The sequence below is a fragment of the Gordonia rhizosphera NBRC 16068 genome (assembly GCF_000298195.1).
Lineage (GTDB): Bacteria > Actinomycetota > Actinomycetes > Mycobacteriales > Mycobacteriaceae > Gordonia > Gordonia rhizosphera.
Window position 1 is genome coordinate 23203 of sequence record NZ_BAHC01000069.1, and the last position, 24928, is coordinate 48130.

Genomic DNA, 24928 nt, shown 5'->3' on the forward strand with positions numbered 1-24928 from the left:
CTCATGCCACCCAGCGATCTGCCATATCCGCTCTTCGATGCGGACAACCACCTGTACGAGACCAAGGAGGCGCTCACCAAGTTCCTGCCCGACAAGTACAAGAACGTCATCCAGTACGTCGAGGTGAACGGGCGCACCAAGATCGCGGTGCGTGGTCAGATCAGCGAGTACATCCCGAACCCGACCTTCGACGTCGTCGCCCGTCCGGGCGCGATGGAGGACTACTTCAAGAACGGCAACCCCGAGGGCAAGAGCAAGCGCGAGATCTTCGGCAAGCCGATGAAGGCGATCCCCGCATTCCGCGAGCCGGGTCCCCGCCTGGAACTCATGGACGAGCTCAAGATCGACCGCACCCTGATGTTCCCGACGCTCGCCAGCCTCATCGAGGAGCGGATGCGTGACAATCCCGAACTCATCCACGAGGTGGTTCATTCGCTGAACCAGTGGCTGTTCGAGACCTGGTCGTTCAATTACCGCGACCGGATCTTCACGGTGCCGGTGATCAGTCTGCCGATCGTCGACAAGGCGATCGAGGAGCTCGAATGGTGCGTCGAGCGTGGCGCGAAGGCGATCCTGGTCCGCCCGGCGCCGGTCCCCGGTTACAGGGGCCCTCGGTCGTTCGCACTTCCCGAGTTCGATCCGTTCTGGAAGCGCGTCGTCGAGCTGGATGTCCTTGTCACACAGCATTCCTCGGACAGCGGCTACGCACGGTACAACCAGGACTGGGAGGGCAGCAGCGATGAGATGCTGCCGTTCGTCACGAACGCCTTCCGCATGGTGAACGAATGGCGTCCGATCCAGGACGCGGTCGCCTCGTGGGTGTGCCACGGTGCTCTCCTTCGGTTCCCGGAACTGAAGATCGCGGTGATCGAGAACGGCGCCGCGTGGCTGCCCACGCTGCTGCAGACGCTCGAGGATGTCTACAAGAAGGCACCGGAGGGCTTCGGCATGAAGGACCCGGTGGCCGCGGTGAAGAAGAGCATTCACGTGAGCCCGTTCTGGGAAGAGGACTTCAGCAAGCTGACCGCACTCATCGGCGCGGAGCGCGTGCTGTTCGGCTCCGACTACCCGCATCCCGAGGGACTCGCGCAGCCCACGAGCTACATCGATCACATCCAGCACCTGCCCTTCGAGGACCAGAAGCTGGTGATGGGCGGCAATCTGGCGCGCCTGCTGAACGTATGAGCTGGCAGACCATCCCGCAGATGGTCCTGTCCGCCGGCGACCGCTTCGGTGATGCCGAAGCGGTCGTCGACGGCTCACTGCGGTTGACCTTTCGACAAGTCTCCGACCGAATCCGCCGCGCGGCCGGCGGCTTCCGCGGACTCGGCATCCAACCGGGCGACCGGGTGGCGGTCTGGGCACCCAACTCCGCGGAGTGGATCGTCGCGGCCTTCGGCATCCTCACCGCCGGTGGTGTGCTCGTACCGGTGAACACCCGCTACAAACCCGACGAGGCCGACGACATCATCGCGCGCAGCGGCGCCAGAGCCGTCGTGGTCCAGCACGGGTTCCTCGGACTCGACTTCGAACCGTCGAGTGACGTCCCCGTCATCGACCTCGGCTCCGACTTCCTCTCCGGGGCAGAGCCGTTCGAGTACCAGGGCACCGCCGACGACATTGCCGACCTCATGTACACGTCGGGTACCACCGGACGCCCCAAGGGCGTCATGATGAATCACGGCCAGACGCTTCGCCTGTTCAGCGAATGGTGCGACCTCGCCGACCTCCGTGAGGGCGATCGCTATCTCATCGTCAACCCGTTCTTCCACATGTTCGGGTACAAGGCCGGTGTGATCGCCTCGTTCATCCGGGGCGCCACGATCTACCCGGTACCGGTGTTCGACATCGACGAGATTCTGCGTCTCGTCGCCACCGAGCGGATCACCATGCTGCCCGGACCTCCGACGCTGTATCAATCGCTGCTCTCGGCGGATCGCTCGACCTGGGATCTCTCGTCGTTGCGGGCCGCGGTGACCGGCGCCGCCGACATCCCGGTCGATCTCATCCGGCGGATCACGACCGAGTTGCCCTTCGAGACGATCATGACCGGTTACGGCCTCAGCGAGGCCGGAACCGTGACCGCATCAAGATCCGGCGACACGTTCGAGCAGATCGCCACCACCGTCGGATTACCTTGTGCCGATATCGAAATCGCGATCGGTGACGACGGTGAGGTGCTCATCCGCGGATACAACGTCATGCAGGGCTACCTCGACGATCCGGAGGCAACGGCGGCCGCGATCGACGCCGACGGCTGGCTGCACACCGGAGACCTCGGCAGCCTCGACGACACGGGCCGCCTGCGGATCATCGGACGCAAGAAGGACATGTTCATCGTGGGTGGCTTCAACGCCTATCCGGCCGAGATCGAAAGCTACCTGCTCGAGCATCCTGCCGTCGACCAGGTCGCCGTCATCGGCGTGCCCGACGAGCGGCTCGGACAGGTCGGCAAGGCATTCGTCGTGGCCAACCGCCCGGTGAGCGCAACCGAGATCCTCGACTTCGGCCGGGCCCGGATGGCCGGCTTCAAGGCACCTCGGTCGGTGGCGTTCCTCGACGAACTCCCGGTGAACGCGACCGGAAAGGTGATGAAGGACAGTCTCCGCTGACCCGGGTCACACGGACGAGTCTCGAAAGGCACGGCATGGCAACCTTTGTGCTGGTACACGGCGGTGGGCATGGCGGCTGGTGCTACCAGCGCGTCGCCCGGCGTCTGCGCGATGCGGGTCATCTCGTGTACGCCCCCACCCTGACCGGACTCGCCGAACGAGCACACCTCCGAACGCCCGAGATCGGACTCGAGACGCACATCCGCGATATCGCCGGCCTGCTGTATTACGAGGATCTGCACGATGCCATCCTGGTCGGCCACAGCTACGGCGGAATGGTGATCACCGGAGCGGCCGACCGCGCCATCGACCGCGTGGCCGGGCTGGTCTACCTCGACGCCGCCAACCCGGTGAACGGACAATCTCTCGTCGACGTGGCGGGGCCGATCATCGAGGCCATCCGCCCCCTGGGCCAGACGGTCGACGGCGTGGAACTCGTGCTCGTCCCCACCGGTCAGGACGCTGCCTTCTACGGGGTGACCGATCCCGTCGATGCGGACTGGATGCAGGCTCGCTTGACCGCCCACCCCTGGCGGTGTTTTGAGGAGAAGCTGGCGCTGCACAACGAGACCGAGCTCTGGGCATTGCCGCAATTCCACATCGTGTGTACCTCGACCCTGGCCACCCGCGACCCCGAACTCGTCGCGTCCGCGCGTTCCGCAGGCCGCCTCTGGGACATCGACACCGGCCATGACCTCATGATCACCGAGCCCGGCGCGGTCACGGACGCACTGCTCGAGATCGCCGGCGCCGAATCGGGATCTCCCACCCTTCCGCTGGTACAGCTCAGGCCGTCTCCGGACCCGTCAGGATCGTGACCGCGGCAACCGACGTCGGACCGCCGACGTTGTGCGCCAGCCCGACCCGCGCTCCATCGACCTGATTGAGCGCAGTGCCACGCAGCTGCTCGAACAGTTCCACGCACTGGGCGATCCCCGTCGCGCCGGGTGGATGCCCTTTCGACTTCAGCCCGCCACTGGTGTTCACCGGCAGCGAACCTCCGATCGTGGTCTCGCCGGCCTCGAGCAGTTTGTAGCCCTCGAACCGGTTGGCGAATCCGAGATCCTCGTAACTGATGAGTTCGATGCCGGTGAAGAAGTCGTGGAGCTCGGCGACATCGACGTCGGTGGGCGAGAGACCCGCCATGGCGAACGCGCGCTGCGCGGCACGCACTGTCGCAGGGAATGTCGTCAGGTCTGCCTTGTGCTGGTGCATCACCGAATCCAGCCCCAGGCCCACTCCGGCAACCCACACGGGCCGGTCCGTGTACCGGTCGACGACGTCTTCGGCCACCAGGACCAGTGCGGCCGCACCATCGCTGAGCGGCGCACAGTCATAGACACTGAACGGCTCGACCACGGTGGGTGCACACAACGCCTGATCCGCGGTGATCTCGAACCGTAGCCGGGCCTTCGGATTTCCGGCGCCGTGTCGGTGGTTCTTCACCGCGATCATCGCCAGATGCTCACGTGTGGCGGGTGATTCGTGCAAATACCGGTTCACGTGCAGAGCCACCCCGGCCGGTGCGATCAGGCCCAGCGGGTACTCCCAGGCCATGTCGCGCGATACGGCCTCCCACTCCCACAGAACATCCTTCGACGCCATCTCCCGCAACTTGTCCGCACCCACCACCAGGGCGACGTCGACCGCTCCCGAGGCGATGGCGTACAACGCATTTCGGACAGCATCGTTGCCGGTGGCACACGAGTTCTCCACCCGGGTCACGGGCATACCGGCGATGCCGAGCGAATCCGCCACCATCCCCGATGCGAACCCGTCGGTCGAGCCCACGGCACCGAACCAGGCGGCCTCGATGTCGTTCTTGTTGATGCCCTTGTCCACCGATGCAGCGCATTCGGCAAACGCCATCGGCACCAAGTCCTTCACGCCGAGCGCGAAATGCTCTGCGAACGGCGTCATCCCGGCGCCGGCGATCGCGACCCTCCTCATGCCACCGCTCCTTCGGGTTCGAATGCGTAGCCGTAGTCGGGAACTCCGGACCGCACCGCCAATCGACGGAGTACCAGGCGGCCGCGGTCTCCGATACCCACCAATCCGACGTGTGCACCGGTCACCTTGACCAGGGCGCGCACGCCGACACCGTCCAGTTCGACGAGCACGAGCGAGTACGGCGACGACAGGCCGGGCACCGGGACATGAACCGTCGCCTCGGAGTAGACGACCCCGGTGCGCGGCAACGGAACCAGTTCGTAGTCGGTGCGCAATGCACCATCAGCGGCGACGTGATAGCGGGGCGGGAAGTCGAGGTCGTCACTGTCGGCGAATCTACCTGCCTCCCAACGCACCTTGGCCTCGAACGCGCGCTCGTAGGCGGCCAGTGAGATGCGCAGTTGGTCACCGGGAGGGACCGGTTCGTCGGATTTCGGTCGCGCAGACTGTTCTCTGCGTTCCACCGCGACGCGCCCACCGGCAACCGCGACACCCGAAAGACTCGCCTGCTCGACGGCCACGAGCGTACCGCTCAGTTCGTGCTCCGCCATGTACGCGAGGGCGAAGAGGCCCGAGCTGGCCCCGACGGTCGGAAGGGTGGCATCGACCTCGGCCAAGCCGGCAACATGCCTGCCGTTGACACCCGCCACCACGGTCGGCGTGTCCGACCACGATGCCGCGAGCGACGCGACCAGGCCGCGCTGGAACAGCAGCCGGGGATCGCCGTAGTCGTGCACGGTGCCGCCGGCGTTGCGGGTGCGGACCGGCAGGCTCCGCGACACGCGGGCGCTCGTGTGAATGTTGAGCCCGCGATCGGCGGTGAGAACCGCTGCGGCGCCGGCCGGTTCCAGGTCCACGCCGATGACGAGCGTGCGGGATCTCGCCGAACTGAGTGCGTCGAGTGTGGCGGGCGCGCCCCCGAGCCGCTCGGTGACCTCGAGTTCCGGGTCCAGGTCGAGCCCGGCGAGCAGCACCGCGGCGTTGCTGCTCTCGAGCAGCGGAAGGTCACGTGTCACCAAGACCACCGATTCGACGGAGGCGCCCGAACCGAGGGCGGCGCGGCCCGCCTCGACGGCCATCGTGATGGCGTCCTCGTCATGCCCCGGCTCGCGATGCGCGGTGTCCCCCCAGATCGGAAGATAGGTACCGATCGACGTGATGTTGGGCATCAAACCCTCCGTACTCAGGTGACCGCGCCGGCAGTCTTCAGCTCGATGATGCGGTCCCAGTCCAGTCCCAGTTCGACCAGGATCTCGTCGGTCTGCGCGGCGAACTCCGGCGCCGGGCCGACCTCGGAGCGGGTCGTGTCGAATTGCACCGGATTGCTGACCAATTCGAGTTCGCCGACATCGACGATGTAGTCGTTGGCCCGGATCTGGGCGTCCTGCCCGACCTGCTGGGAATCCTGCACCGGCGCCCACGGCCCCGCGAGCGTGGCGAACTGCTTGGTCCATTCGGCCAGCGTGCGCTGGCTGATCACCTCGCGCAGGATCGCCACGGCGTCCCCGGTGTGGTCCGCGATCGCTTCCGCGGTGGCGAAGCGGGGGTCGTCGGCGAGGTCGGGACGGTCGATGTGCTCGCACACGTCGCGCCAGAACTTGCCGGGCTGCAGCATGACGAACGACAGATACCGGTCGTCGGAGGTCTTGTACAGTCCTGATAACGGATTCCGGGGTGACCCGTGTTCGCCGGGCTTCGGCGCGATCATCGGCTTGTCCAGGAACAGCGACAGGGCCACGGTGTGTCCCATCGCCCAGAGCCCGCTGCCGAGCAGCGAGACGTCGACCACCGACGCCTCCCCGGTCCGCTCGCGCCGGAAGAGCGCCGCGGCGATGCCCCCGGCGAGGTTCGTTCCCGAGATGGTGTCGCCGAACGCCGGCCCGGGAGGGTTGATGATGCCCTCGTTGCCGGGCGGGGTGATCGTCGCCGCGATGCCGCCGCGCGACCAGAACGCCGTCATGTCATAGCCACCGCGCTCGGCTTCCACTCCTCGCGGACCGAGGGCGCTTCCACGCGCATAAATGATCCGCGGGTGGACCGCACGGATGTCATCGACCTCGATGCCGAACTTCGCCCGGGGAGCGGGCAGGAAGCTGGTCAGGAAGACGTCGGCTCGGCGGGTCAGTTCATAGAGGACCTCTCGTCCACCCTCCGTCGACATGTCCAGACCGATGCTGCGCTTGCCCCGATTGGCGTGTTCGACATTGGGATTGACGTCGCCGTCGATCCGGAACATCCCGGTCTGCCGCAGCCCTCGCTGCGGATCACCCGTGACCGCGTGCTCGACCTTGATGACCTCGGCACCCCACTCGGCCAGCACCGCCCCGGCCGACGGGACGAAGCCGTACATGGCCACCTCGAGGACGCGGACACCGTCGAGCGGTTTCACGACGAAACCTTCACCGCGAAGGCCTTGAGCTCCAGGAACTCTTCCAGTCCGGGCATACCCAGCTCGCGGCCGATGCCGGATTCCTTGTAACCGCCGAACGGCATGTCCGGGGTGAAGTAGTTGCCGCCGTTGATGCTGAAGGTACCCGTGCGAATGCGGCGCCCGATCGCGATCCCGCGCTCCTCGTCGGCGGTCAGCACTCCGCCGGACAGGCCGTAGCGGGAGTTGTTCGCGATCTCGACGGCATGATCGTCCCCATCGTGCGGGATCACCGCGAGCACCGGCCCGAAGACCTCTTCCTGCGCGATCTCGCTGTCGGGGTCGACATCCGCCAACAACGTCGGTGTGTAGAAGAAGCCCGGGTCGACACGCTTGCCACCCCGCACCAGCCGCGCGCCCGCCTCGACGGCGCGCTTGACCATGCCGTCCACCTTGTCGCGCTGACGTTCGCTGATGAGTGGGCCCATGTAGGTCGTCATGTCGCTCGGATCGCCCAGCGTCACCCGATCGAGCATCCCGCCGACCATCTCGACGACCTGATCGTGCGCGGCACGCGGTACGACCAGCCGGGTGGTCAGAGCGCAACCCTGGCCGGCGTGCGAACAAATGGTGAAGGCGGCGAACATCGCCGCGGTCGCCAGGTCGGCGTCGTCGAGAACGATGAGCGCAGACTTCCCACCGAGCTCGAGGAACACACGCTTGAGCGAATCGCTTGCGGCCGCCATGATCTGCTTACCGACCGGCGTCGACCCGGTGAAGGTGATCACGTCGACGTCGGGATGGGTGGTCATCAACTTCCCGGCCTCGACACTCGAGGACGACACGACGTTCACCACGCCCGCCGGGATGTCGGTGTGCTCGGCGATCAACTCCCCGAGGGCCAACGTGACCAGCGGGGTGTCCGGAGCGGCCTTGAGGACCACGGTGCAGCCGGCGGCCAACGCCGGCGCCAGCTTGGCCAGCGCGAGCTGATTCGGGTAGTTGTACGCCACGATCGCCGAGACGACGCCGGCCGCCTCTTTCTCGACCCAACGGCGGTGCATCTCGCCCCGTATCTCCACGTCATCGAGTTCCTCGGTCAGCGGCACCTCGGGAAGAAGATCCGCGTAGTACCGCACGATCTCGATCGGGGCATCGAGTTGGTTTCCGTGCGTGAGCATCCGGGTGGCGCCGACATCGGCGATGGTGAGCTCACGCAGTTCTTCCACGTGTTCGGTCAGGGCACTGTGCAGCTGGCCTAGGCAGCGCGCACGCAACGCCTTGTCGGTGGCCCACCCCGACTCGTCGAATGCCTTGCGGGCCGCGGCGATCGCGGCCTCCACGTCGGCGACGTCCCCATCCGGCGCATGACCGAGGACCTCCCCCGTCGCCGGATTGACGGACTCGAAGGTCCGATCCTTCTCGACAAGTACGCCGCCGATCAACATGCGCTTGGTGATACCGCCGCCCCCCGGGCCGGAGCCGTCGTCGGTCTCGGCCGGGGTCACTGTTCCTTGACTCACCGTCGCTCCTCACACTCGATAACTGAAAATTACGTTCTCAATTATGACTAATGACACATTCCCTTGATCCGCACTGTAGCAGTATTCCGGCACCCGCACACCCGCGATTTCCAAGACAGCTGGGCGATGAAGCACCCCGATGACCACGGTCAATTCGGGAGTCCGCTTGCTGATTGGCAAGATGGGAGAGTACGGTTCTCATTCAAAGGAAGGGAGATTCTTGTGATGGAGACAACAGCCCTCACACCCGCGATGGGCGTGCAGGTCACCGGACTCGAAAACCTCGACGACGAGGTCGTGATCGGCCGTTGCCTCGAGGCCCTCAAGTGGCGTGGCGTGCTGCTCATCCGGGGACTGCATCTCGATGACGAGGCCCAGGTGGCGTTCAGCAGGAGGTTGGGCCCGGTACTCGCACCTGCGGGCAAAGAGGTGTTCGTCGTCTCGCTCGACCCCGCGAAATCACGGTCGGCGGAGTACCTCAAGGGCACCTTCAACTGGCACATCGACGACACGACCAATGACATCCCCGCCAAGGCCACGATGCTCACGGCCCGGCACGTGGCGATGGTCGGCGGCGGTACCGAGTTCGCGAGTACGTATGCGGCCTACGAGAACCTGCCCGAGCAGGATCGCAAGCATTACGACGGTCTGCGCGTGGTCCACAGCTTCGAGGCCTCACAACGGCTCGTTCACCCCGACCCGACCGACGAACAGCTGGCGATGTGGCGCCAGCTGCCGACGCACGAGAGTTCTCTTGTCTGGCAACGACGTGACGGTCGCCGGTCCCTGGTCATCGGCGCCACGGCGGACCACATCATCGGCATGCGTCCCGAGGAGAGCCGCGAACTGCTCGATGAGCTGCTGGCATGGTCGACCCAGGAACGGTTCTGCTACGTCCACGACTGGGAACCGGATGACGTGGTCATCTGGGACAACACCGGCATGCTGCATCGTGCCCTGCCCTACGACCCGTCCTCCGAACGCACCATGCACCGGACGACGATCGCCGGAGATGAGGCCTGGGCGTGAAGAACGCGATCGTCACCGGGGGTGGTTCCGGGATCGGGTTGGCGGTCGCCGAGCGCCTGCGTAGCGAGGGATACCACGTCGGGACGATCGACCTGGCGCCGGCGCCGGACGATCCCCTCGCGCAGACGGCCGATGTGACCGACCGCGCCCAGGTGGACGCGGCGTTCGCCGCGATTCGGGAAAGCCTCGGCCCCATCACGATTCTGGTCAACGCGGCCGGGATCGACGGCTTCCAGAAGTTCACCAGGATGACGTTCGAGGAGTGGCAAAAGGTCATCGACGTCAATCTCAACGGTGTGTTCCACACGATCCAGGCCGTACTGCCCGACATGATCGATGCCGAATGGGGCCGCATCGTGAACATCTCGTCATCGAGCGCGCATTCCGGACAGCCCTATATGGCGCACTACGTGGCGGCGAAGTCAGCGGTCAACGGACTCACCAAGTCGTTGGCACTCGAACTCGGCCCCAGCGGCATCACCGTCAACGCGGTCCCTCCGGGCTTCGTCGACACACCTATGCTCCGTTCCGCCGAGGGTCGGAAGTTGCTCGGCGGAACGGTCGAGGACCACATCCTGCGCACCCCGGTCCGCCGTGTCGGACGCCCCGAGGACATCGCCGCCGCCTGCGCATTCCTCATCTCCGAGGACGCCGGGTACATCACCGGCCAGATCCTCGGTGTCAACGGCGGACGAAATACCTAGTCCACGAGCGTCATCCGTAACACCACCACCCAGACAATCACGTCCGACGAATCCGAGAAAGGAAGACACATGGGTCGCGTAGAAGGCAAGGTCGCGCTCGTCACCGGCGCCGCACGAGGCCAGGGCCGCAGCCACGCGGTTCGTCTGGCCGAGGAGGGCGCCGACATCATCGCGGTCGACATCTGCAAGGACCTCGACGCCATCGGCTACCCGATGGCCACGCCGGAGGACCTCGAGGAGACCGCCAATCTGGTCGAGAAAGCCGACCGCCGGGTTGTCGCCGTGCAGGCCGATGTCCGGGAGGCCGCACAGTTACGCGCCGCCGTCGAACAGGGCATCAGCGAGCTCGGCAAACTCGACATCGTCGTCGCCCAGGCCGGCGTCGCGGGTATGAAGGGCGAGCCGGCCGTGCAGGCCTGGTGCGATGTCATCGACACCAATCTGATCGGCACCATGAACACCGTCCAGGTCGCCCTGCCGCACCTCGCCGAAGGTGCCGCGATCGTCGCGACCGGCTCCACGGCGGCATTGATGGATGTCAGCAAGGTCGACGTCCCCGGCAAGGACCTCGGCGGCGTCGCCTACGTCTTCTCCAAACGAGCCCTGTCCCAGTACATTCACACGCTGGCATGCCATCTCGCTCCGCGCGGCATCCGCGCCAATGCCATCCACCCGACCAATTGCAACACCGACATGCTGCAAAGCGAACCGATGTACCGGTCCTTCCGCCCCGACCTGGAGCATCCCACCAAGGAGGACGCCACGCCCGCGTTCTATGTCATGCAGGCAATGCCCACCCCCTGGGTCGAGCCCGGCGACATCAGCAACGCCGTGCTGTTCCTGGCCTCGGACGAGGCGCGCTACGTCACCGGCATGCAGATGCGGGTGGACGCCGGTGGATACCTCAAGTGGTACGACTGGCACATCTGATCCTCATACCAGACCGATTGACACACAACATTTTTCCGTACCAACCAGGAGGACAGCCGTGAAGGTGAAGGTGGACGGCGACCGATGCCAGGGCCACACCATCTGCGCGATGGTCGCGCCGGAGTCGTTCGAGCTCGACGAGATCGACGGCCATTCCACGCCGACGACGGAGGACGTCCCGGCCGATCTCGAGAAGCAGGTCCGTGAGGCCGTACGCTCCTGCCCCGAGCAAGCCATCTCCATCATCGAGTGACCTGGCGCCCGATCCGACGACGACCCCTGCACGAAGGAACACCCGGTGACCACTGACAGCGCAGACGACCAACGCAAGAGACATCGTTATCAGTTCGAACGGCACTCCCCCGACTACCGAGAGAGCTTCCTCGACATCACCCACGAGATGCAGGAGAAGTGCCCGGTCGCTTGGAGCGACACCTACGGCGGCCATTGGGTGGCGGCGAGCAGTTCGGCCGTGTTCGAACTCGCGCGGTGCCCGTACATCTCGAACGACCACGATGTGAAGAACCAGAGACGCGGCTACAAGGGCATCACCATCCCGACGGCCGAGCGCGCTTCGGGAGTCCGAGGTGGCATCCTGGAGATGGACGGGCCGGAACACAAATACTACCGATCCATCCTGAACCCGTATCTGTCGCCGGCCGCGGTGACACGGTGGGTGCCGTTGATCGACAAGGTCATCCATGCGTGTATCGACGAGAAGATCGAGTCCGGACACATCGACTTCGTCGACGAGTTGGCGAACGTCGTTCCCGCAGTTCTCACACTGGCGATGTTGGGCATTCCGGTCGAGAAATGGACCATCTACAACGAGCCGGTCCATGCCGCCGTCTACACCCCGCCAGACTCGCCCGACGCACCCCGCGTGGCCGAACTCCACAAGCAGCTCGGCATCGACCTGATCACCAACCTTTTCGAGATCCGAGAGAACCCGCGACCCGGGATCATCAACGCGGTGGCCAACGCACACTTCGAGGGTGACGCTCCCGACGACATGGAACTGCTGGGCATCCTCAGTCTCGTCATCGGCGGCGGCTTCGACACCACCACCGCACTCACCGCGCATGCCCTGGAATGGTTGTCCGAGCATCCCGAGGAACGACAGCGACTCAGTGACGACCGGGACACCCTGCTCGACGCGGCGACCGAGGAGTTCCTGCGCTACTTCACCCCAGCCCCGGGGGACGGACGCACCGTCTCGAAGGACTTCGAGTCCTCCGACGGCACCGACTTCCGTGAGGGCGAGCGTCTCTGGCTGTCCTGGGCCATGGCCAATCGGGATCCGGAACTCTTCGACGACCCCGACGCGCTCCATCTCGACCGAACCGGCAACCGCCACTTCAGCTTCGGACTCGGCGTTCATCGCTGTATCGGGTCGAATGTCGCGCGGACGGTGTTCAAGCGCATGGTCACCGCGGTGATGGATCGGATGCCCGACTATCGCTGCGACCCCGAGACGACCGTGCACTACGACTCGATAGGCGTGATCCAGGGGATGCGGCACCTGCCGGCCACCTTCACCCCGGGCCCGCGGACCCACGCGAGTCTCGCCGACACCCTCGTCGAGGTGCAGCGGATGGTCGAGGAGCAGAATCTGGCGGAGCCGTTGGCGGTGACCCGAGCGAAGCAGAAGGGCTGACGCCGTGCCCGATGGGCCACAACGACCGCTACCCCAACTGACCGCGGCCAACGAGTTCTACTGGACATCCGGCGCCGACGGAGTGCTCCGCATCCAGGAGTGCACGAGCTGCGACTCACTCCTGCATCCACCGCAGCCCGTGTGCCGCTACTGTCACGGCACCGAACTCGGACATCGCGTGGTGTCCGGGCGCGGTACCCTGGCCGGCTTCACCGTCAACCACCGCTTCGCCCTGCCCGGACTGAACCCGCCGTATGTGGTGGCCCAGGTGGCACTGGTCGAGGATCCGCGAATCCGACTGACCACCAACATCATCGACTGCGATCCGGAGGACCTGTACCTGGGTATGTCGGTGGAGGTGGACTTCGAACAACTCTCCGACGTGTGGCTCCCGGTATTCCGTCCGGCCGCCGAGCAGCCGGCCGAACCCGCTCGGTTGCCCGACGACGAGATCCCGCCGACGGAGTTCGCCCGCCATGTGCGCCCGATGGTGACGTCGGAGAAGTTCGAGGAGAAGGTCGCGCTCACCGGGGTCGGGATGTCGCGTATCGGGCGGCGGCTGATGGCTCCCCCGCTGAGCCTCACCATCGAGGCCTGCCAGGATGCGGTCGCCGATGCGGGCCTGACGATGGCCGACATCGACGGCATCGCCACCTATCCCGGCGGGGGCAACGTCGGCGGCTTCGGCGAGGGCGGGGTCACCCCGGTCGAGGCCGCCCTCGGCATCCGTCCGACCTGGCACAACGGCGGCATCGAGACCTTCGGACCCGGCGGTTCGGTCATCGCGGCGATGACCGCGGTCGCGAGTGGCCTCGCGCGCCACGTGCTCTGCTACCGCACCGTGTGGGAGGCGACCTACAACGAGCTCGTGAAGTCGGGCCGGATCACGCCGCCGTCGGGTCGTACCGCGAGCTGGATGGTGCCGTTCGGTGCCACGTCGGCCGCCCATACGCTCGCGCAGAATGCCCAACGACACTTCCATCGCTATGGCACGACCCGCGAGACACTCGGCTGGATCGCCCTGAACCAGCGGGCGAATGCCGCGTTGAATCCCAGTGCCGTGTACCGCGACCCGATGACCATGGACGACTATCTCTCGGCGCGTCCCATCACCACGCCGCTGGGCCTCTACGACTGCGATGTCCCCTGCGACGGCGCGGTCGCGGTGATCGTCTCCGCGGTCGACACCGTTGGGGATCTCGCCCATCCGCCCGTCCTCGTCGAGGCGGTCGGAACACAGATCATCGAGCGAATGGACTGGGATCAGAGCACATTGACCCATGAGCCGCAGGTTCTCGGGCAGGCGGCGCATCTGTGGTCACGTACCTCGTTGACTCCGGATGATGTCGACGTCGCGGAGTTGTACGACGGGTTCACGGTCAACTGTCTGTCGTGGATCGAGGCGCTCGGATTCTGCGGGATCGGCGAGGCGAAGGACTTTCTCGACGGCGGCAAGAACATCGCGCTCGAGGGACAGATCCCGATCAACACCCACGGCGGCCAACTCTCGCACGGGCGTACCCACGGGATGGGTCTCCTCCATGAGGCGATCATCCAGTTGCGCGGTGACGGCGGGGACCGGCAGGTCGCCGATGCCCGAGTCGGTGTGGTCAGCAGCGGTGGACTCACCCCCAGCGGTGTCCTGCTACTCCGGAGCGGCGCATGACCGCGGACCGATGGAGTGACGGTGTCGCCGATGCGGTGATCCCACAAGTCATCGACGTCGACGGTGTCCCGATGTCGGGCCTGCTGGCCGAGGCCGCGGACCCGCGCTGCGTGATCGTCGCGATCCACGGCGGTGCGACGCGCGCCGGCTACTTCGACTACCCGGGTCACCCTGCCAACTCGCTGCTGCGCAGCGCGAGCGCAGCGGGATACACCGTGTTGGCCCTCGACCGACCCGGCTACGGGAGCTCGGCCGATCACGCGGAGACGATGCATCGACCGGAGCGCCGGGTGGACCTCGCGTACGGCGCCATCGCCGGCCACCTCAGCGGTCGGCCCACCGGGGCCGGCGTCTTCGTGTGGTCACACTCGATCGGCTGCGAACTGGCGGTCCGCCTGGCGGCCGACGATCGCGGAGACCGGCTGCTGGGGCTCGAACTCGCGGGCACGGGGCTCCAGCATCAGCCGGTCGCCCACGAGATCCTCGGGGAGAGTGAACGAAACGCGGCGCCGGTTGGTGTCCGAAAACTCCTGTGGCAGCCGCCATCGCTGTATCCGTCGGACGTGATCGGCGGAACCGCGATCGCCTCGTCGACACCGTCGTTCGAGGGTAGGGCCGTGCGGACGTGGCCCGGAGAGGTGTTCCCCGCCCTCGCCCCCGAGGTCCGAATTCCGGTGCACTTCACGGCCGGTGCCCACGAACGCGTCTGGCGGCAGGATCCGCAGGCCCTGAGCGACATCGCCGCACTCTTCACCGGCGCTCCGCGCGTCGCGGTCGACGTGATGCCGGGCAGCGGCCACAACCTGAGCCTCGGCCATTCGGCGCGGGCGTACCACTTCCGCATCCTCTCCTTCCTCGAGCAGTGTCTGGTGGCACGAATCCACCCCGACCTGCCGGCTCTCTGATTGTCTCGACACGCAAGGAGCACCCATGCACACCGGCTTCATAGGACTGGGAAGCCAGGGCGGCCCCATGGCCCACCGGATCATCGAATCCGGCCGCGACGTCGCATTGTGGGCGCGACGCGAGGCATCGTTGCTTCCGTTTGCCGAGACCGCCGCCAAGGTCGTCGGCAGTCCCGCCGAGATGGGCGCCACCTGTGACATCGTGTGCGTCTGCGTCGTCTCCGACGACGACGTCCTCGAGGTCACGACCGGGCCCGGCGGCGTCTTGTCCGGGATGGATGCGGGCGGAATCATCGTGGTGCACAGCACCGTTCATCCCGACACCTGCCGACGCCTGGCCGACGCGGCACGCAAGGTAGGGGTCGCCGTCGTCGACGCACCCGTCAGCGGCGGCGGTCGCGCGGCGCAGGCGGGATCGCTCCTGGTCATGGTGGGCGGCGACGACGACGCGGTGGCGCGATGCATGCCGGTGTTCTCCACCTATGGCGACCCGGTGGTCCATCTCGGCGAATTGGGCACGGGCCAGACCACGAAACTACTCAACAACCTGCTCTTCACCGCCAACCTAGCGACGGCCGTCGACACACTGGAACTCGGCTCGTCGCTCGGCGTCGACACCGGCCGACTCGCGGAGGTGATCACCCACGGCACGGCCGACAGCTTCGCACTCGGTCGGATCGCGTCCGCCGGCGGGACCCTGGACCGGATCGCCGCGCACGCCGGAGACCTGCTCCGCAAGGATGTCGGCCTCGTCGAGGACATCGCGGGCACCGACCGCACATCCGGCGACGTCGTCCTCGACGCCGCGCACGCCACTCTCCGCCGGATGGATACGCGGCCATGAGCGAGGTCGCTGTGATCGGGGTCGGTCGCATGGGGATGCCGATGGTGTCACGGCTGGTCGCCGCCGGTCACGCCGTGTCGGCCCTGGGTCGCACACCCGAAGTGCGCAAAGCACTCTCGGCATCGGGCGCGCGGGCCTGCGCCAAGCTCGCCGACGTGACCACGACCGGCACCGAGATCGTCGTCGTCGCCGTGCTCACCGACGAGCAGGTTCGCGAGGTGTGCCTGGCGGGTCCGCTGATGGAGCAGTTGCCCTCGGGTGCCACCATCGTCATCCACACCACGGGGAGTCCGCGCACCGCCCTGGAGATCGCGGAAGAGGCTGCGCGACGGGATCTCGCGGTGGTCGACGCCGCCGTCAGCGGCGGACCGCACGACATCGCGGCGGGCCATCTCACCGTGTTCGCCGGCGGCGACGAGAGCGTGGTCGACTCGCTGCGCCCGATACTCGGCGCGTACGCCGAACCCATCCTCTACGTCGGCGCCACGGGTTCCGGCCAGGTGGTGAAGCTGGTCAACAACGCGATGTTCGCCGCTCAAATCGGCCTGGCACGCGCCGGAGTCGAGCTCGCCGCCCGGCTCGGTGTCGACGAGCGACTCTTGCTGTCGGCGCTGCCGAACGGCAGTTCGAACAGCCGTGCTCTGGAGAGCATCTCGAGGTACGGATCGGTCGACGGGTTCACCGAGCGCGTGCGGGAGTTCGTCGGCAAGGACGTCGATGTCGTACGCAAGGTCACCGCCGAACTCGGCACCGACCTCGGCCTCCTCGATGATCTGATCAGCCAGATCGGCATCTGACCGACCCTCTGACCCGACCCCCGTCCACCGTGCACCCCAGAACGTCGACCGTGCACGAAAATTCGTCGACCGTGCACGCCAGAACGTCGACCGTGCGCATCGGTCAACTTCTGGTGCACGGTCGACGAAATCTGGTGCACGGTCGACGAATTACTCGCCTATTTCAATAGACTGCCACCGTCGACTGGCAACGCGACGCCGGTGATGTAGCGCGACTCGTCGGAGGCCAGGAACAACACCGCATTGCTGACGTCCTCTGGTTCCACCCATCCGATCGGCAGCACGTGCATCATCTCGGCGACGACCTTCATGTCATCGGGTCCCGGGTTCTCCAGGTCGGGCCGGAACACCTTGATCGTGCCCTCGTTCATGAACAGCGGCGTGTTCACGTTGGTGGGCAGCACCGAGTTGACCCGGATCGAATGCTGTCCGAGTTCGACGGCGAAGCTCTTCATCAACCCGATCACACCGTGCTTGGCCGCGACGTAGTGGCCGATGTTCGGGTACGCCTTGGCACCGCCGACCGAGCTCGTCAAGATGATGGAGCCACCCGACCCGCCTGAGAGCATATACGGCACACCGGCCTTCACCGTCTTCCAGACGCCGGACAGATTCACATCCATCATGTCCTGCCAGTCGGCCTCACTGGTCTTGTCCAGTGTCTCGCCACCGTTCCCGATGCCGGCGTTCGCCACGATGACATCGAGGCGACCCAACTGCTCGACACCGTTTCGGACGGCCGCGGAGAGCGCATCGAAATCCCGGACATCCACCTCGGCCGCGACGATCCGACGATTAGTTGCCTTCACGAGGTCGACGGTCTCCGCGAGGTCCGCGGAGGTCGCCGGGGCCACCGCCGTCTCACCGGTGACCGGCCCGCAGACATCAACGGCGATGATGTCGGCTCCCTCTTCGGCCATACGCACCGCGTGACTGCGTCCTTGACCCCGCGCGGCCCCACTGATGAAGGCAACCTTTCCCTCCAAACGACCCGTCATGTCTCTCTCATCCTTCCGTCAACGACCGGACTTCGGTCTTCCTCAAGGTGTTACGCCGGCACCGATGCGACGCCGCGCGGCAGAATCAGCTGTAGATCGTTGTACGTGACGATGCCCGGCGGCGCCGCCACCACCGCCGGGATCGCGTTGATCGTCGGCATCGCCGTCATGATGTGCCCGATGACCATGAACTCTTCCATGGTTGTCGCCTCGAAATCCGGTGGCGGCAGAAAACCGACCTTCATCGTGACCGTGGGCCGGCCGGCGACCTCGATGACCCAGCCGTCCTGATCGATCTGCCAATCAGGTTGCAGCGTCTGACCTTTACGCCAGCGCACGTTGATCTCGACGATGGTCTTCCCACCCGCGATGCCCTTCCAGGAGGCATGCACGCCGGCCACACAGCCCGCGGGTATCGTCCACGAGCCGAGGTCGAGATCCTCGGTCGTCTGCGCATACTCGGCATCGCAACGCACGTCGTCGAGTTCGACCCCGAGAGCATCCGCGACCATCCGGACGGCCTCACCGAACACACCAGTACCCTGTGCCGTCATTGCCGGCAGGTCAGGAGAATCGATCGGCTGTCCGAAGCCGACCGGCTTCTCGGTCTCAGGTGAGTCGTAGAACGTGGTGTCCGCAGCCTCGTTCACGGTGATCCGGTCGACGCGGTCGCAGATCCCGGCCGCGACGATCGCCAATTGGTTGACGTACCCCGGGCTGATCCCCGAGCCGAACATGCTCGATCCGCCGCGGAGACAGGCATCTTCGATACGGTCGCGCCCGTCACCCAGATTGTGCCCGGTGATGAACGACGCCGTTGCGACGACGTTGATGCCCGCCTCGAGGATCCGCACGAGTTCGTCGACATCGATCCACATGGGGTTGTAGACGACGACATCGGGTTTAAGCGCCAGCAGGTCCGCCACACTGTCGGTAGCGGTCACACCCAACGGGCCCACACCGGCGAGCTCGCCGACGTCGCGTCCCACCTTCTCCGCCGACCAGGCATAGCATCCGACGAGCTCATAGTTGGGATTCGCGGCGACGGCCGCAACGGAGCTGCGACCCACATTGCCGGTTGTCCACTGCACCACGCGGTAGACATGATTGTCGGGCATGCGATCAGAGTCCTCGAACTGTCAGATCTTGGTGTAGACGGACTTGGTCTGCAGGTAGGTTTCGATACCCTCGCGTCCGAACTCGTGACCCCAGCCGGACTGTTTGTAGCCGCCGAAGGGCATCGACTGGTCGAAGACCATCTGGCAGTTGAGGGTCACGGTTCCGGCCTGTAGGCGCTTGGCGAGGTTGTGCGCACGTTCGACATTGCTCGTCCATGCCGTCGCAGCCAGGCCGTAGTCGGAGTTGTTGGCCAGCGCGATCACTTCATCGTCGTCGTCGAAGGGCATCATCGCGACGACCGGTCCGAAGATCTCACGCTGGTAGAGACTCATCGCCGGGTCGACGTCGGTGACCACCGTGGGATGCACGAAGTAGCCGCGCCGGTCCAGGCGGTGCCCACCGGTGACCACCTCGACACCGTCCTTCTTGCCTTCCTCGACGAAGCCCATGACCCTCTTGAGTTGCTTCTCGCTGATCAGTGGCCCGACGTGGACTCCCTCCTCCTTGGGGCCACCGAGTTGCAGGCCGTTCGCCACTCCCGCGATACCCTCCACCACACGGTCGTAGACGCTGCGCTGGACAAAGATCCGCGAGCCACAGATGCAGCCCTGCCCGGAGTGGATGAAGATGCCCATGGCCGCCATCAAGACCGCGGTGTCGATGTCGGCGTCCTCATAGATCAGCACCGGGGACTTGCCCCCGAGTTCGAGCGAGACCCGCTTCAGATTGCCCGCTGCCGCCGCGACGATCTGTTTGCCGACCTCAGTCGAGCCGGTGAACGCGATCTTGTCCACGCCGGGGTGCTCGGTGAGCGCCTTGCCGGCCGTATGACCATAGCCCTGTACGAGATTGGCAACGCCCTCGGGCACACCCGCCTCGTCGAGGATCTTGTGCAGCAGAACTGCGGACATCGGCGTCTCCTCGGGCGCCTTCACCACACAGCTGCATCCAGCCGCGAGTGCCGGCGCGAGTTTCACCGCCCAGTTGAACACCGGGCCGTTCCACGGATAGATCAGGCCCACCACGGGATACGGCTCCTTGAGCGTGTACCCGTGCATGTTGGAGAACATCTGGGCGATTCCGCCCGTCATCTGAATATCGTGGGCGATGCCGTTGAGCTTCGTGCACCACCCCGCGTAATAGCGGAACAGTTCCGCCGCGGTGCCCATGATGGCCTCTGCCTGATCGAGCGGCATTCCGGTGTTGGCCGAGTCCAGTGCGGCCAGGTCCGCCGCGCGGGCCTCGATCAGGTCGCCGACCCGCCACAACACCTTTGCGCGTTCGCCGGGGGCCTTGCCCTGCCAGACACCCGCATCGAAGGCCTCCCTCGCCCGTGCCACGGCCTCGTCGATCGCCTTGGCCCCACCATCGGTGAACTCCGCGATCTGCTCCTCGGAGACCGGATCGATGACGGGGATGACGTCGCCATATCCCGGCCGCTTGCGGAGTTCGTCCACGATCGTCTGTACAACCATCCTGCTTACCTCACTCGTCTCGGTTGGTCTCGCGGTTTACCCCACGAGGGAGTCGTGCTCCGACCAGTACTACTCACGCAATCTGCGTTTGAAGAGAGTGCCGCTCGTTTCTCGTGGCAACTCGTCGACGAAATCCACTGCGCGAGGACACTTGTAGCCGGCGATCCGAGCCCGGGCATGCGCCATCAGTTCTGCGGCGAGGGCGTTCTCGGTCTCCTGCGGATAGATGTTGACCCCGCCGGAAATGATCACGTCCCGCAGGGCGCGGGCCAATGTCCGCGATCGGACCTCGAGCTCTTCGAAGGTGGCGGTTTCTCCAGCGGCGCCCATCACGATCGCCGTCTTCGTCGGTGTCTTCAGCGCATGGTGGGCGAGAGTCATCGGCGCGACGGCCATGAGCAGCACCCCCTATCGCGCTAAGAATCATGTTCTTTCACTGTAAGAATTACATTCTAACAGTGGATCGACAAGCCCTACCGCCAAACGATATGCATCCGCGCCGAGCCCTCGCGGTTCGTCACGCCTTGGGCGCCGCCCCGGTCACCATCCGCAGCAGTGCTGCGACGATTCGTTCGGCATCCTCCGACGTCGGTTGCACCTGGCGCCACAAGTGGTCGGTGAGAATACCGAGAGTCGAGTGTGCGGCCAGCTGCGCTTCCAGAAACGGCTCCGCACTGCCCAACTCGGCAAACGGCTGATGAAGGAGTTCGGCGAGCCGGGCGCCGACCGCAGGCGGCGAGGAAGTGATCCCGGCGCCGGCACCCCCGGCATTCCAGAGCACCGCCCGCGTCGTCCGCGCCGATTCGGCTTCAGCTTGTGACAGGACGCCGTGGACCCAGCGCACGACACGGTCGCGGGGCGTCGCCTCCTTTCCCATTTGGTGGGCGATGTAATCGTGGAGGCGGTCGGTGCCGTCCTCCAGGATGGCCGCTACGAGTTCGTCCTTGGAGCGGAAGTGGCGGTAGAACGCATCGTTCGAGAGCCCTGCGGCAGAGACGATATCGGCGACGCGCGGCTTGCCCGATGTCCCGGTCGTTGCCATCACCGCGCGCCCTGCGTCGATCAGGCGGCCGACCTCCGATGCGTACATGGCCTCGCGATTCGCCACAGCACGAGAAGCGATGCGCCGCGCGACGCCGGATCCCTCCACCGCCGACGACCCGGTAACGGTCACCATCGAACTCGGTTTCGAGAGTTCAGAATTGCATTCTGTCGCATGAGAACTATATTCTCATACGCAGAGAGGAGCCGCAAATGGCATGGGATTTCGAAACCGACCCGCAGTATCAGGAGCAACTGGACTGGGCGGCGGAGTTCGTCAGCAGCGAGGTCGAGCCGCTCGACCAGATCTGGCCGCACGAACAGTTCGTGCCGTTGGACGGCGCACGACGCAAGGCGGTCGATCCGCTCAAGGACGAGGTACGCAAGCGTGGGCTCTGGGCCACTCATCTCGGCCCCGGACTCGGTGGGCAAGGACATGGTCAGCTCAAGCTGGCACTGCTGAACGAGATCCTCGGACGGTCTTCCTGGGCGCCCATCGTCTTCGGCTGTCAGGCACCGGACACCGGGAACGCGGAGATCATCGCCCACTTCGGCACCGAGGCACAGAAGCAGCGCTATCTGCGGCCGCTGCTCGCCGGGGAGATCTTCTCGTCGTACTCGATGACCGAACCGCATGCGGGCGCGGATCCGACGATGTTCGAGACCCGGGCGGTCCGCGACGGCGACGACTGGATCATCAACGGCTGGAAGTACTTCTCCTCCAACGCCGCGACCGCATCCTTCCTGATCGTCATGGCGGTCACCGATCCCGAAGTGAGCGCCTACCAAGGCATGTCGATGTTCCTCGTGCCGACCGACACACCGGGCATCGAGATCGTCCGCAACGTCGGCCTCTATGGCGAACCGATGAACGGCGGTTCGCACGCACTGATCCGTTACAACGCAGTACGAGTGCCCGCGGAAGCACTGCTCGGCGGTGAGGGACAAGCGTTCGCGATCGCCCAGACACGACTCGGCGGCGGGCGGATCCACCACGCGATGCGCACCATCGGGCTGGCCCAGAAGGCGCTGGACATGATGTGCGAGCGGGCGCTGAGTCGGGTGACGGCCGGGAGCAAGCTGTCCGACAAACAGTTCGTCCAGGGCTACATCGCCGACTCGTACGCGCAGCTCACACAGTTCCGGCTCCTTGTGCTCTACACCGCCTGGGAGATCGACAAGTACCAGGACTACCGGAAGGTCCGCAAAGACATCGCCGCTGTCAAGGTGGTCATGCCGACCGTTCTGCACGACATCGCGTGGCGCGCAATGCAGGTCCACGGAGCACTCGGTGTCACCAATGAGATGCCGTTCCTCACGATGATCCACGGCGCTGGGGTGATGGGGCTCGCCGACGGACCCACCGAGGTGCACAAGATGACCGTGGCCCGTCAGGTCCTACGCGGCCACGCACCCTCCGACGACGTGTGGCCAACGCGCTGGATTCCGAAACTCGAAACCGCCGCTCGCGAGAAGTATGCGAGGTTCCTCGAACACGAAGTGGGTATCCAATGATCGACATCGACCGACTCGCCGACTGGATGGATGGCACCGGACTACCCGGCAAGGGCGAACCCATCGAGGCGCGATTCCTCTCCGGCGGAACACAGAACGAGATCTACGAGATCGCTCGCGGTGCGGAACGCTGCGTCATCCGCATCCCACCCGCGACCGCACCGGCCGACCGGGACCGGGGCATTCTGCGGGAATGGCGCATCATCGAGGCGCTGGACGGTACGGATGTCCCGCACACGAAAGCGATCGCAGCCTGTGACGACACGTCCATCCTCGGCCGGGCGTTCTACCTCATGGGGTTCGTCGACGGCTGGTCCCCGATGGACCACAAACGGTGGCCGGCCCCCTTCGACACCGACCTCACCCTGCGGCCCGAACTCGGCTATCAACTCGCCGAGGGTATCGCGTTGCTGTCCAAGGTGGATTGGCGTGCGAAGGGTCTGGGCGATCTCGGTCGACCGGACGGATTCCACGAACGCCAGGTGCAGCGGTGGACCGGATTCTTCGAACGCATCAAGGGGCGCGAACTCGACGGCATGGATGTCGCCACACGGTGGCTGGAGACCCATCGACCGATCGACTACATCCCCGGACTCATGCACGGCGACTACCAGTTCGCCAACGTCATGTTCCGTCACGGTGCGCCCGCTCGCCTCGCGGCCGTCGTCGACTGGGAGATGGGCACCGTCGGAGATCCGAAGCTCGACCTCGCCTGGATGCTGCTGAACTGGCCCGACGACACCTCATCGGAGGCCGCCTCGCAGGCCAGCTATGTCGACCTGCGGGGACTGCCCAGCCGACCGGAGGTCGTCGAGCATTACGCGAACGTATCCGGTCGGCAGGTCGATGATCTCGACTACTACCTCGTGCTGGCCCATTGGAAACTGGCCATCGTCCTCGAACAGGGCTTTCAGCGAGCCGGCGACGACCACAAGCTCCTATCCTTCGGCCCGATCGTGCCGACCCTGATGGCGTCGGCAGCCGAGTTGGCCGAATCGACGGACTACCGCTCATGACGACACGGGCGAACGAACTGCTCAGCCGGCGGCAGGGTTCCAGCCTGGTCCTGACCCTCAACCGCCCGGAGGCGCGAAATGCCCTCACCGGGCATCTGATCCGCGCGATCGGGGACGCTGTGATCGAGGCCGAGAACGACCCCGAGATCCGTGCCATCGTCTTGACGGCCAGCGGGGATCGGGCGTTCTGTGCGGGAATGGATCTGCGCAGCTTCGCCGAGGGCGGTGACATCGGCACCGGCGACGATCCGGCCACCACGGCCTACTATCGGCTCACCCGCGGCGAGACCGCGATGCCGGCCATCGGCGCGGTGAACGGGGTCGCGATCGGCGGAGGTCTCGAACTGCTTCTCGGCTGCGACCTCATCGTCGCCACCGCCGAGGCCCGGTTCGGTCTCCCCGAGGCGAAACGGGGTCTCTTCCCCGGTGGTGGGGGCACCGGCATCGGTACCCGAATCCCGCTCAGCGCCGCGCTGGAGATGACGCTTACGGGCGAGTTCCTCAGCGCGCAAAGAGCTTTCGATCTCGGTCTGGTCAACGCGGTCGTTGCGGCCGATGATCTCGTCGCCACCGCACTGGACTATGCGGGTCGGGTCGGGTCGTGCGCTCCGCTGAGTCTGGCCGCGTGCAAGGAACTGGTCCGGCTCGCGGTGACGGACCCGAGTCAGGTCACTGAACGCCTGTCCCACTGGCAGTCGGTGGTGTTCACCAGCGAGGACGCGATCGAAGGCGCGACCGCCTTCATGCAGAAGCGGCAGCCGCGGTGGAAGGGACGCTGA

The 24928-nt window shown here is 65.7% G+C and carries 23 protein-coding genes and 1 pseudogene; 15 read left to right on the plus strand and 9 right to left on the minus strand.

The window, feature by feature from the left end; genetic code table 11:
* The first annotated feature begins 3 nt into the window (after positions 1-3).
* The 3 genes from GORHZ_RS07845 to GORHZ_RS07855 are packed head-to-tail and all read left to right on the plus strand — an operon-like array spanning position 4 to position 3430.
* On the plus strand, positions 4-1185 hold the full coding sequence (locus GORHZ_RS07845; RefSeq protein ID WP_006331792.1) for an amidohydrolase family protein: 1182 nt from the start codon (positions 4-6) through the stop codon (positions 1183-1185).
* On the plus strand, positions 1182-2612 hold the full coding sequence (locus GORHZ_RS07850) for a FadD3 family acyl-CoA ligase (protein ID WP_006331793.1): 1431 nt from the start codon (positions 1182-1184) through the stop codon (positions 2610-2612). The genes GORHZ_RS07845 and GORHZ_RS07850 overlap by 4 nt, the downstream gene beginning before the upstream one ends.
* Before the next feature lie 35 nt (positions 2613-2647).
* A complete protein-coding gene (locus GORHZ_RS07855) occupies positions 2648-3430 on the plus strand; it encodes an alpha/beta hydrolase (RefSeq protein WP_006331794.1) in 783 nt (260 codons plus the stop codon).
* On the opposite strand, the gene GORHZ_RS07860 is transcribed toward GORHZ_RS07855, so the two are convergent.
* The 4 genes from GORHZ_RS07860 to GORHZ_RS07875 are packed head-to-tail and all read right to left on the minus strand — an operon-like array spanning position 3399 to position 8378.
* A complete protein-coding gene (locus GORHZ_RS07860) occupies positions 3399-4562 on the minus strand; it encodes a thiolase C-terminal domain-containing protein (protein WP_006331796.1) in 1164 nt (387 codons plus the stop codon). The genes GORHZ_RS07855 and GORHZ_RS07860 overlap by 32 nt on opposite strands.
* Entirely contained in the window at positions 4559-5731 is a 1173-nt protein-coding gene (locus tag GORHZ_RS07865; RefSeq protein WP_006331797.1) for an OB-fold domain-containing protein, read from the minus strand. The genes GORHZ_RS07860 and GORHZ_RS07865 overlap by 4 nt, the downstream gene beginning before the upstream one ends.
* A 14-nt stretch (positions 5732-5745) precedes the next feature.
* Positions 5746-6951 (minus strand): CaiB/BaiF CoA transferase family protein, encoded by a 1206-nt coding sequence (locus tag GORHZ_RS07870; protein WP_006331798.1) that lies wholly within the window; start codon positions 6949-6951, stop codon positions 5746-5748.
* Positions 6948-8378, minus strand: coding sequence for an aldehyde dehydrogenase family protein (locus GORHZ_RS07875; RefSeq protein WP_083877227.1), 1431 nt, complete (start codon positions 8376-8378; stop codon positions 6948-6950). Before GORHZ_RS07875 ends, GORHZ_RS07870 begins: the two co-directional genes overlap by 4 nt.
* Before the next feature lie 297 nt (positions 8379-8675).
* Here GORHZ_RS07875 and GORHZ_RS07880 point away from each other — a divergent pair, with 297 nt between their 5' ends.
* The 9 genes from GORHZ_RS07880 (at position 8676) to GORHZ_RS07920 (ending at position 16985) form a co-directional block, all read left to right on the plus strand.
* Positions 8676-9482, plus strand: coding sequence for a TauD/TfdA dioxygenase family protein (locus tag GORHZ_RS07880; protein WP_006331803.1), 807 nt, complete (start codon positions 8676-8678; stop codon positions 9480-9482).
* Positions 9479-10186 (plus strand): SDR family NAD(P)-dependent oxidoreductase, encoded by a 708-nt coding sequence (locus GORHZ_RS07885; RefSeq protein ID WP_006331805.1) that lies wholly within the window; start codon positions 9479-9481, stop codon positions 10184-10186. The genes GORHZ_RS07880 and GORHZ_RS07885 overlap by 4 nt, the downstream gene beginning before the upstream one ends.
* Positions 10187-10255: 69 nt before the next feature.
* On the plus strand, positions 10256-11116 hold the full coding sequence (locus GORHZ_RS07890; protein WP_006331806.1) for a mycofactocin-coupled SDR family oxidoreductase: 861 nt from the start codon (positions 10256-10258) through the stop codon (positions 11114-11116).
* Positions 11117-11174: 58 nt separating this feature from the next.
* Complete coding sequence (locus GORHZ_RS07895) at positions 11175-11369, plus strand: ferredoxin (RefSeq protein ID WP_006331807.1); 195 nt, start codon at positions 11175-11177, stop codon at positions 11367-11369.
* A 45-nt stretch (positions 11370-11414) separates the two neighbouring features.
* Positions 11415-12773, plus strand: coding sequence for a cytochrome P450 (locus tag GORHZ_RS07900; RefSeq protein ID WP_006331808.1), 1359 nt, complete (start codon positions 11415-11417; stop codon positions 12771-12773).
* 4 nt (positions 12774-12777) lie between these two features.
* Positions 12778-14439 carry a thiolase C-terminal domain-containing protein gene (locus GORHZ_RS07905; protein ID WP_006331809.1) on the plus strand — a complete coding sequence of 554 codons (1662 nt, stop codon included), beginning with the start codon at positions 12778-12780 and terminating at the stop codon, positions 14437-14439.
* Positions 14436-15344 (plus strand): alpha/beta hydrolase, encoded by a 909-nt coding sequence (locus GORHZ_RS07910; RefSeq protein WP_006331810.1) that lies wholly within the window; start codon positions 14436-14438, stop codon positions 15342-15344. The genes GORHZ_RS07905 and GORHZ_RS07910 overlap by 4 nt, the downstream gene beginning before the upstream one ends.
* Before the next feature lie 25 nt (positions 15345-15369).
* Entirely contained in the window at positions 15370-16188 is an 819-nt protein-coding gene (locus GORHZ_RS07915; protein WP_006331811.1) for an NAD(P)-dependent oxidoreductase, read from the plus strand.
* Positions 16185-16985 carry an NAD(P)-dependent oxidoreductase gene (locus GORHZ_RS07920; protein ID WP_006331813.1) on the plus strand — a complete coding sequence of 267 codons (801 nt, stop codon included), beginning with the start codon at positions 16185-16187 and terminating at the stop codon, positions 16983-16985. Before GORHZ_RS07915 ends, GORHZ_RS07920 begins: the two co-directional genes overlap by 4 nt.
* A 158-nt stretch (positions 16986-17143) precedes the next feature.
* On the opposite strand, the gene GORHZ_RS07925 is transcribed toward GORHZ_RS07920, so the two are convergent.
* From GORHZ_RS07925 to GORHZ_RS07945, 5 genes and pseudogenes are all read right to left on the minus strand, one after another.
* Positions 17144-17983: a mycofactocin-coupled SDR family oxidoreductase gene (locus tag GORHZ_RS07925; protein WP_006331814.1), complete on the minus strand. Its 840-nt coding sequence runs from the start codon at positions 17981-17983 to the stop codon at positions 17144-17146.
* Positions 17984-18033: 50 nt separating this feature from the next.
* Positions 18034-19101: an NAD(P)H-dependent amine dehydrogenase family protein gene (locus GORHZ_RS07930; protein WP_006331816.1), complete on the minus strand. Its 1068-nt coding sequence runs from the start codon at positions 19099-19101 to the stop codon at positions 18034-18036.
* A gap of 21 nt (positions 19102-19122) precedes the next feature.
* Positions 19123-20577: an aldehyde dehydrogenase family protein gene (locus GORHZ_RS07935; protein WP_006331818.1), complete on the minus strand. Its 1455-nt coding sequence runs from the start codon at positions 20575-20577 to the stop codon at positions 19123-19125.
* A gap of 69 nt (positions 20578-20646) precedes the next feature.
* A pseudogene (locus GORHZ_RS31545) lies at positions 20647-20826 on the minus strand (AMP-binding enzyme); the annotation flags it as partial.
* A gap of 268 nt (positions 20827-21094) precedes the next feature.
* Positions 21095-21727, minus strand: a complete 633-nt coding sequence (locus GORHZ_RS07945) for a TetR/AcrR family transcriptional regulator (RefSeq protein ID WP_245551374.1) — start codon at positions 21725-21727, stop codon at positions 21095-21097.
* A 104-nt stretch (positions 21728-21831) separates the two neighbouring features.
* Between GORHZ_RS07945 and GORHZ_RS07950 the strand changes: the two genes are divergently transcribed.
* Genes GORHZ_RS07950 through GORHZ_RS07960 form a run of 3 tightly spaced genes read left to right on the plus strand, consistent with a single transcriptional unit; the run spans position 21832 to position 24928 of the window.
* Positions 21832-23133 carry an acyl-CoA dehydrogenase family protein gene (locus GORHZ_RS07950; RefSeq protein ID WP_006331824.1) on the plus strand — a complete coding sequence of 434 codons (1302 nt, stop codon included), beginning with the start codon at positions 21832-21834 and terminating at the stop codon, positions 23131-23133.
* Positions 23130-24149: a phosphotransferase family protein gene (locus GORHZ_RS07955; protein WP_006331829.1), complete on the plus strand. Its 1020-nt coding sequence runs from the start codon at positions 23130-23132 to the stop codon at positions 24147-24149. The genes GORHZ_RS07950 and GORHZ_RS07955 overlap by 4 nt, the downstream gene beginning before the upstream one ends.
* Complete coding sequence (locus GORHZ_RS07960) at positions 24146-24928, plus strand: enoyl-CoA hydratase/isomerase family protein (RefSeq protein WP_006331830.1); 783 nt, start codon at positions 24146-24148, stop codon at positions 24926-24928. The genes GORHZ_RS07955 and GORHZ_RS07960 overlap by 4 nt, the downstream gene beginning before the upstream one ends.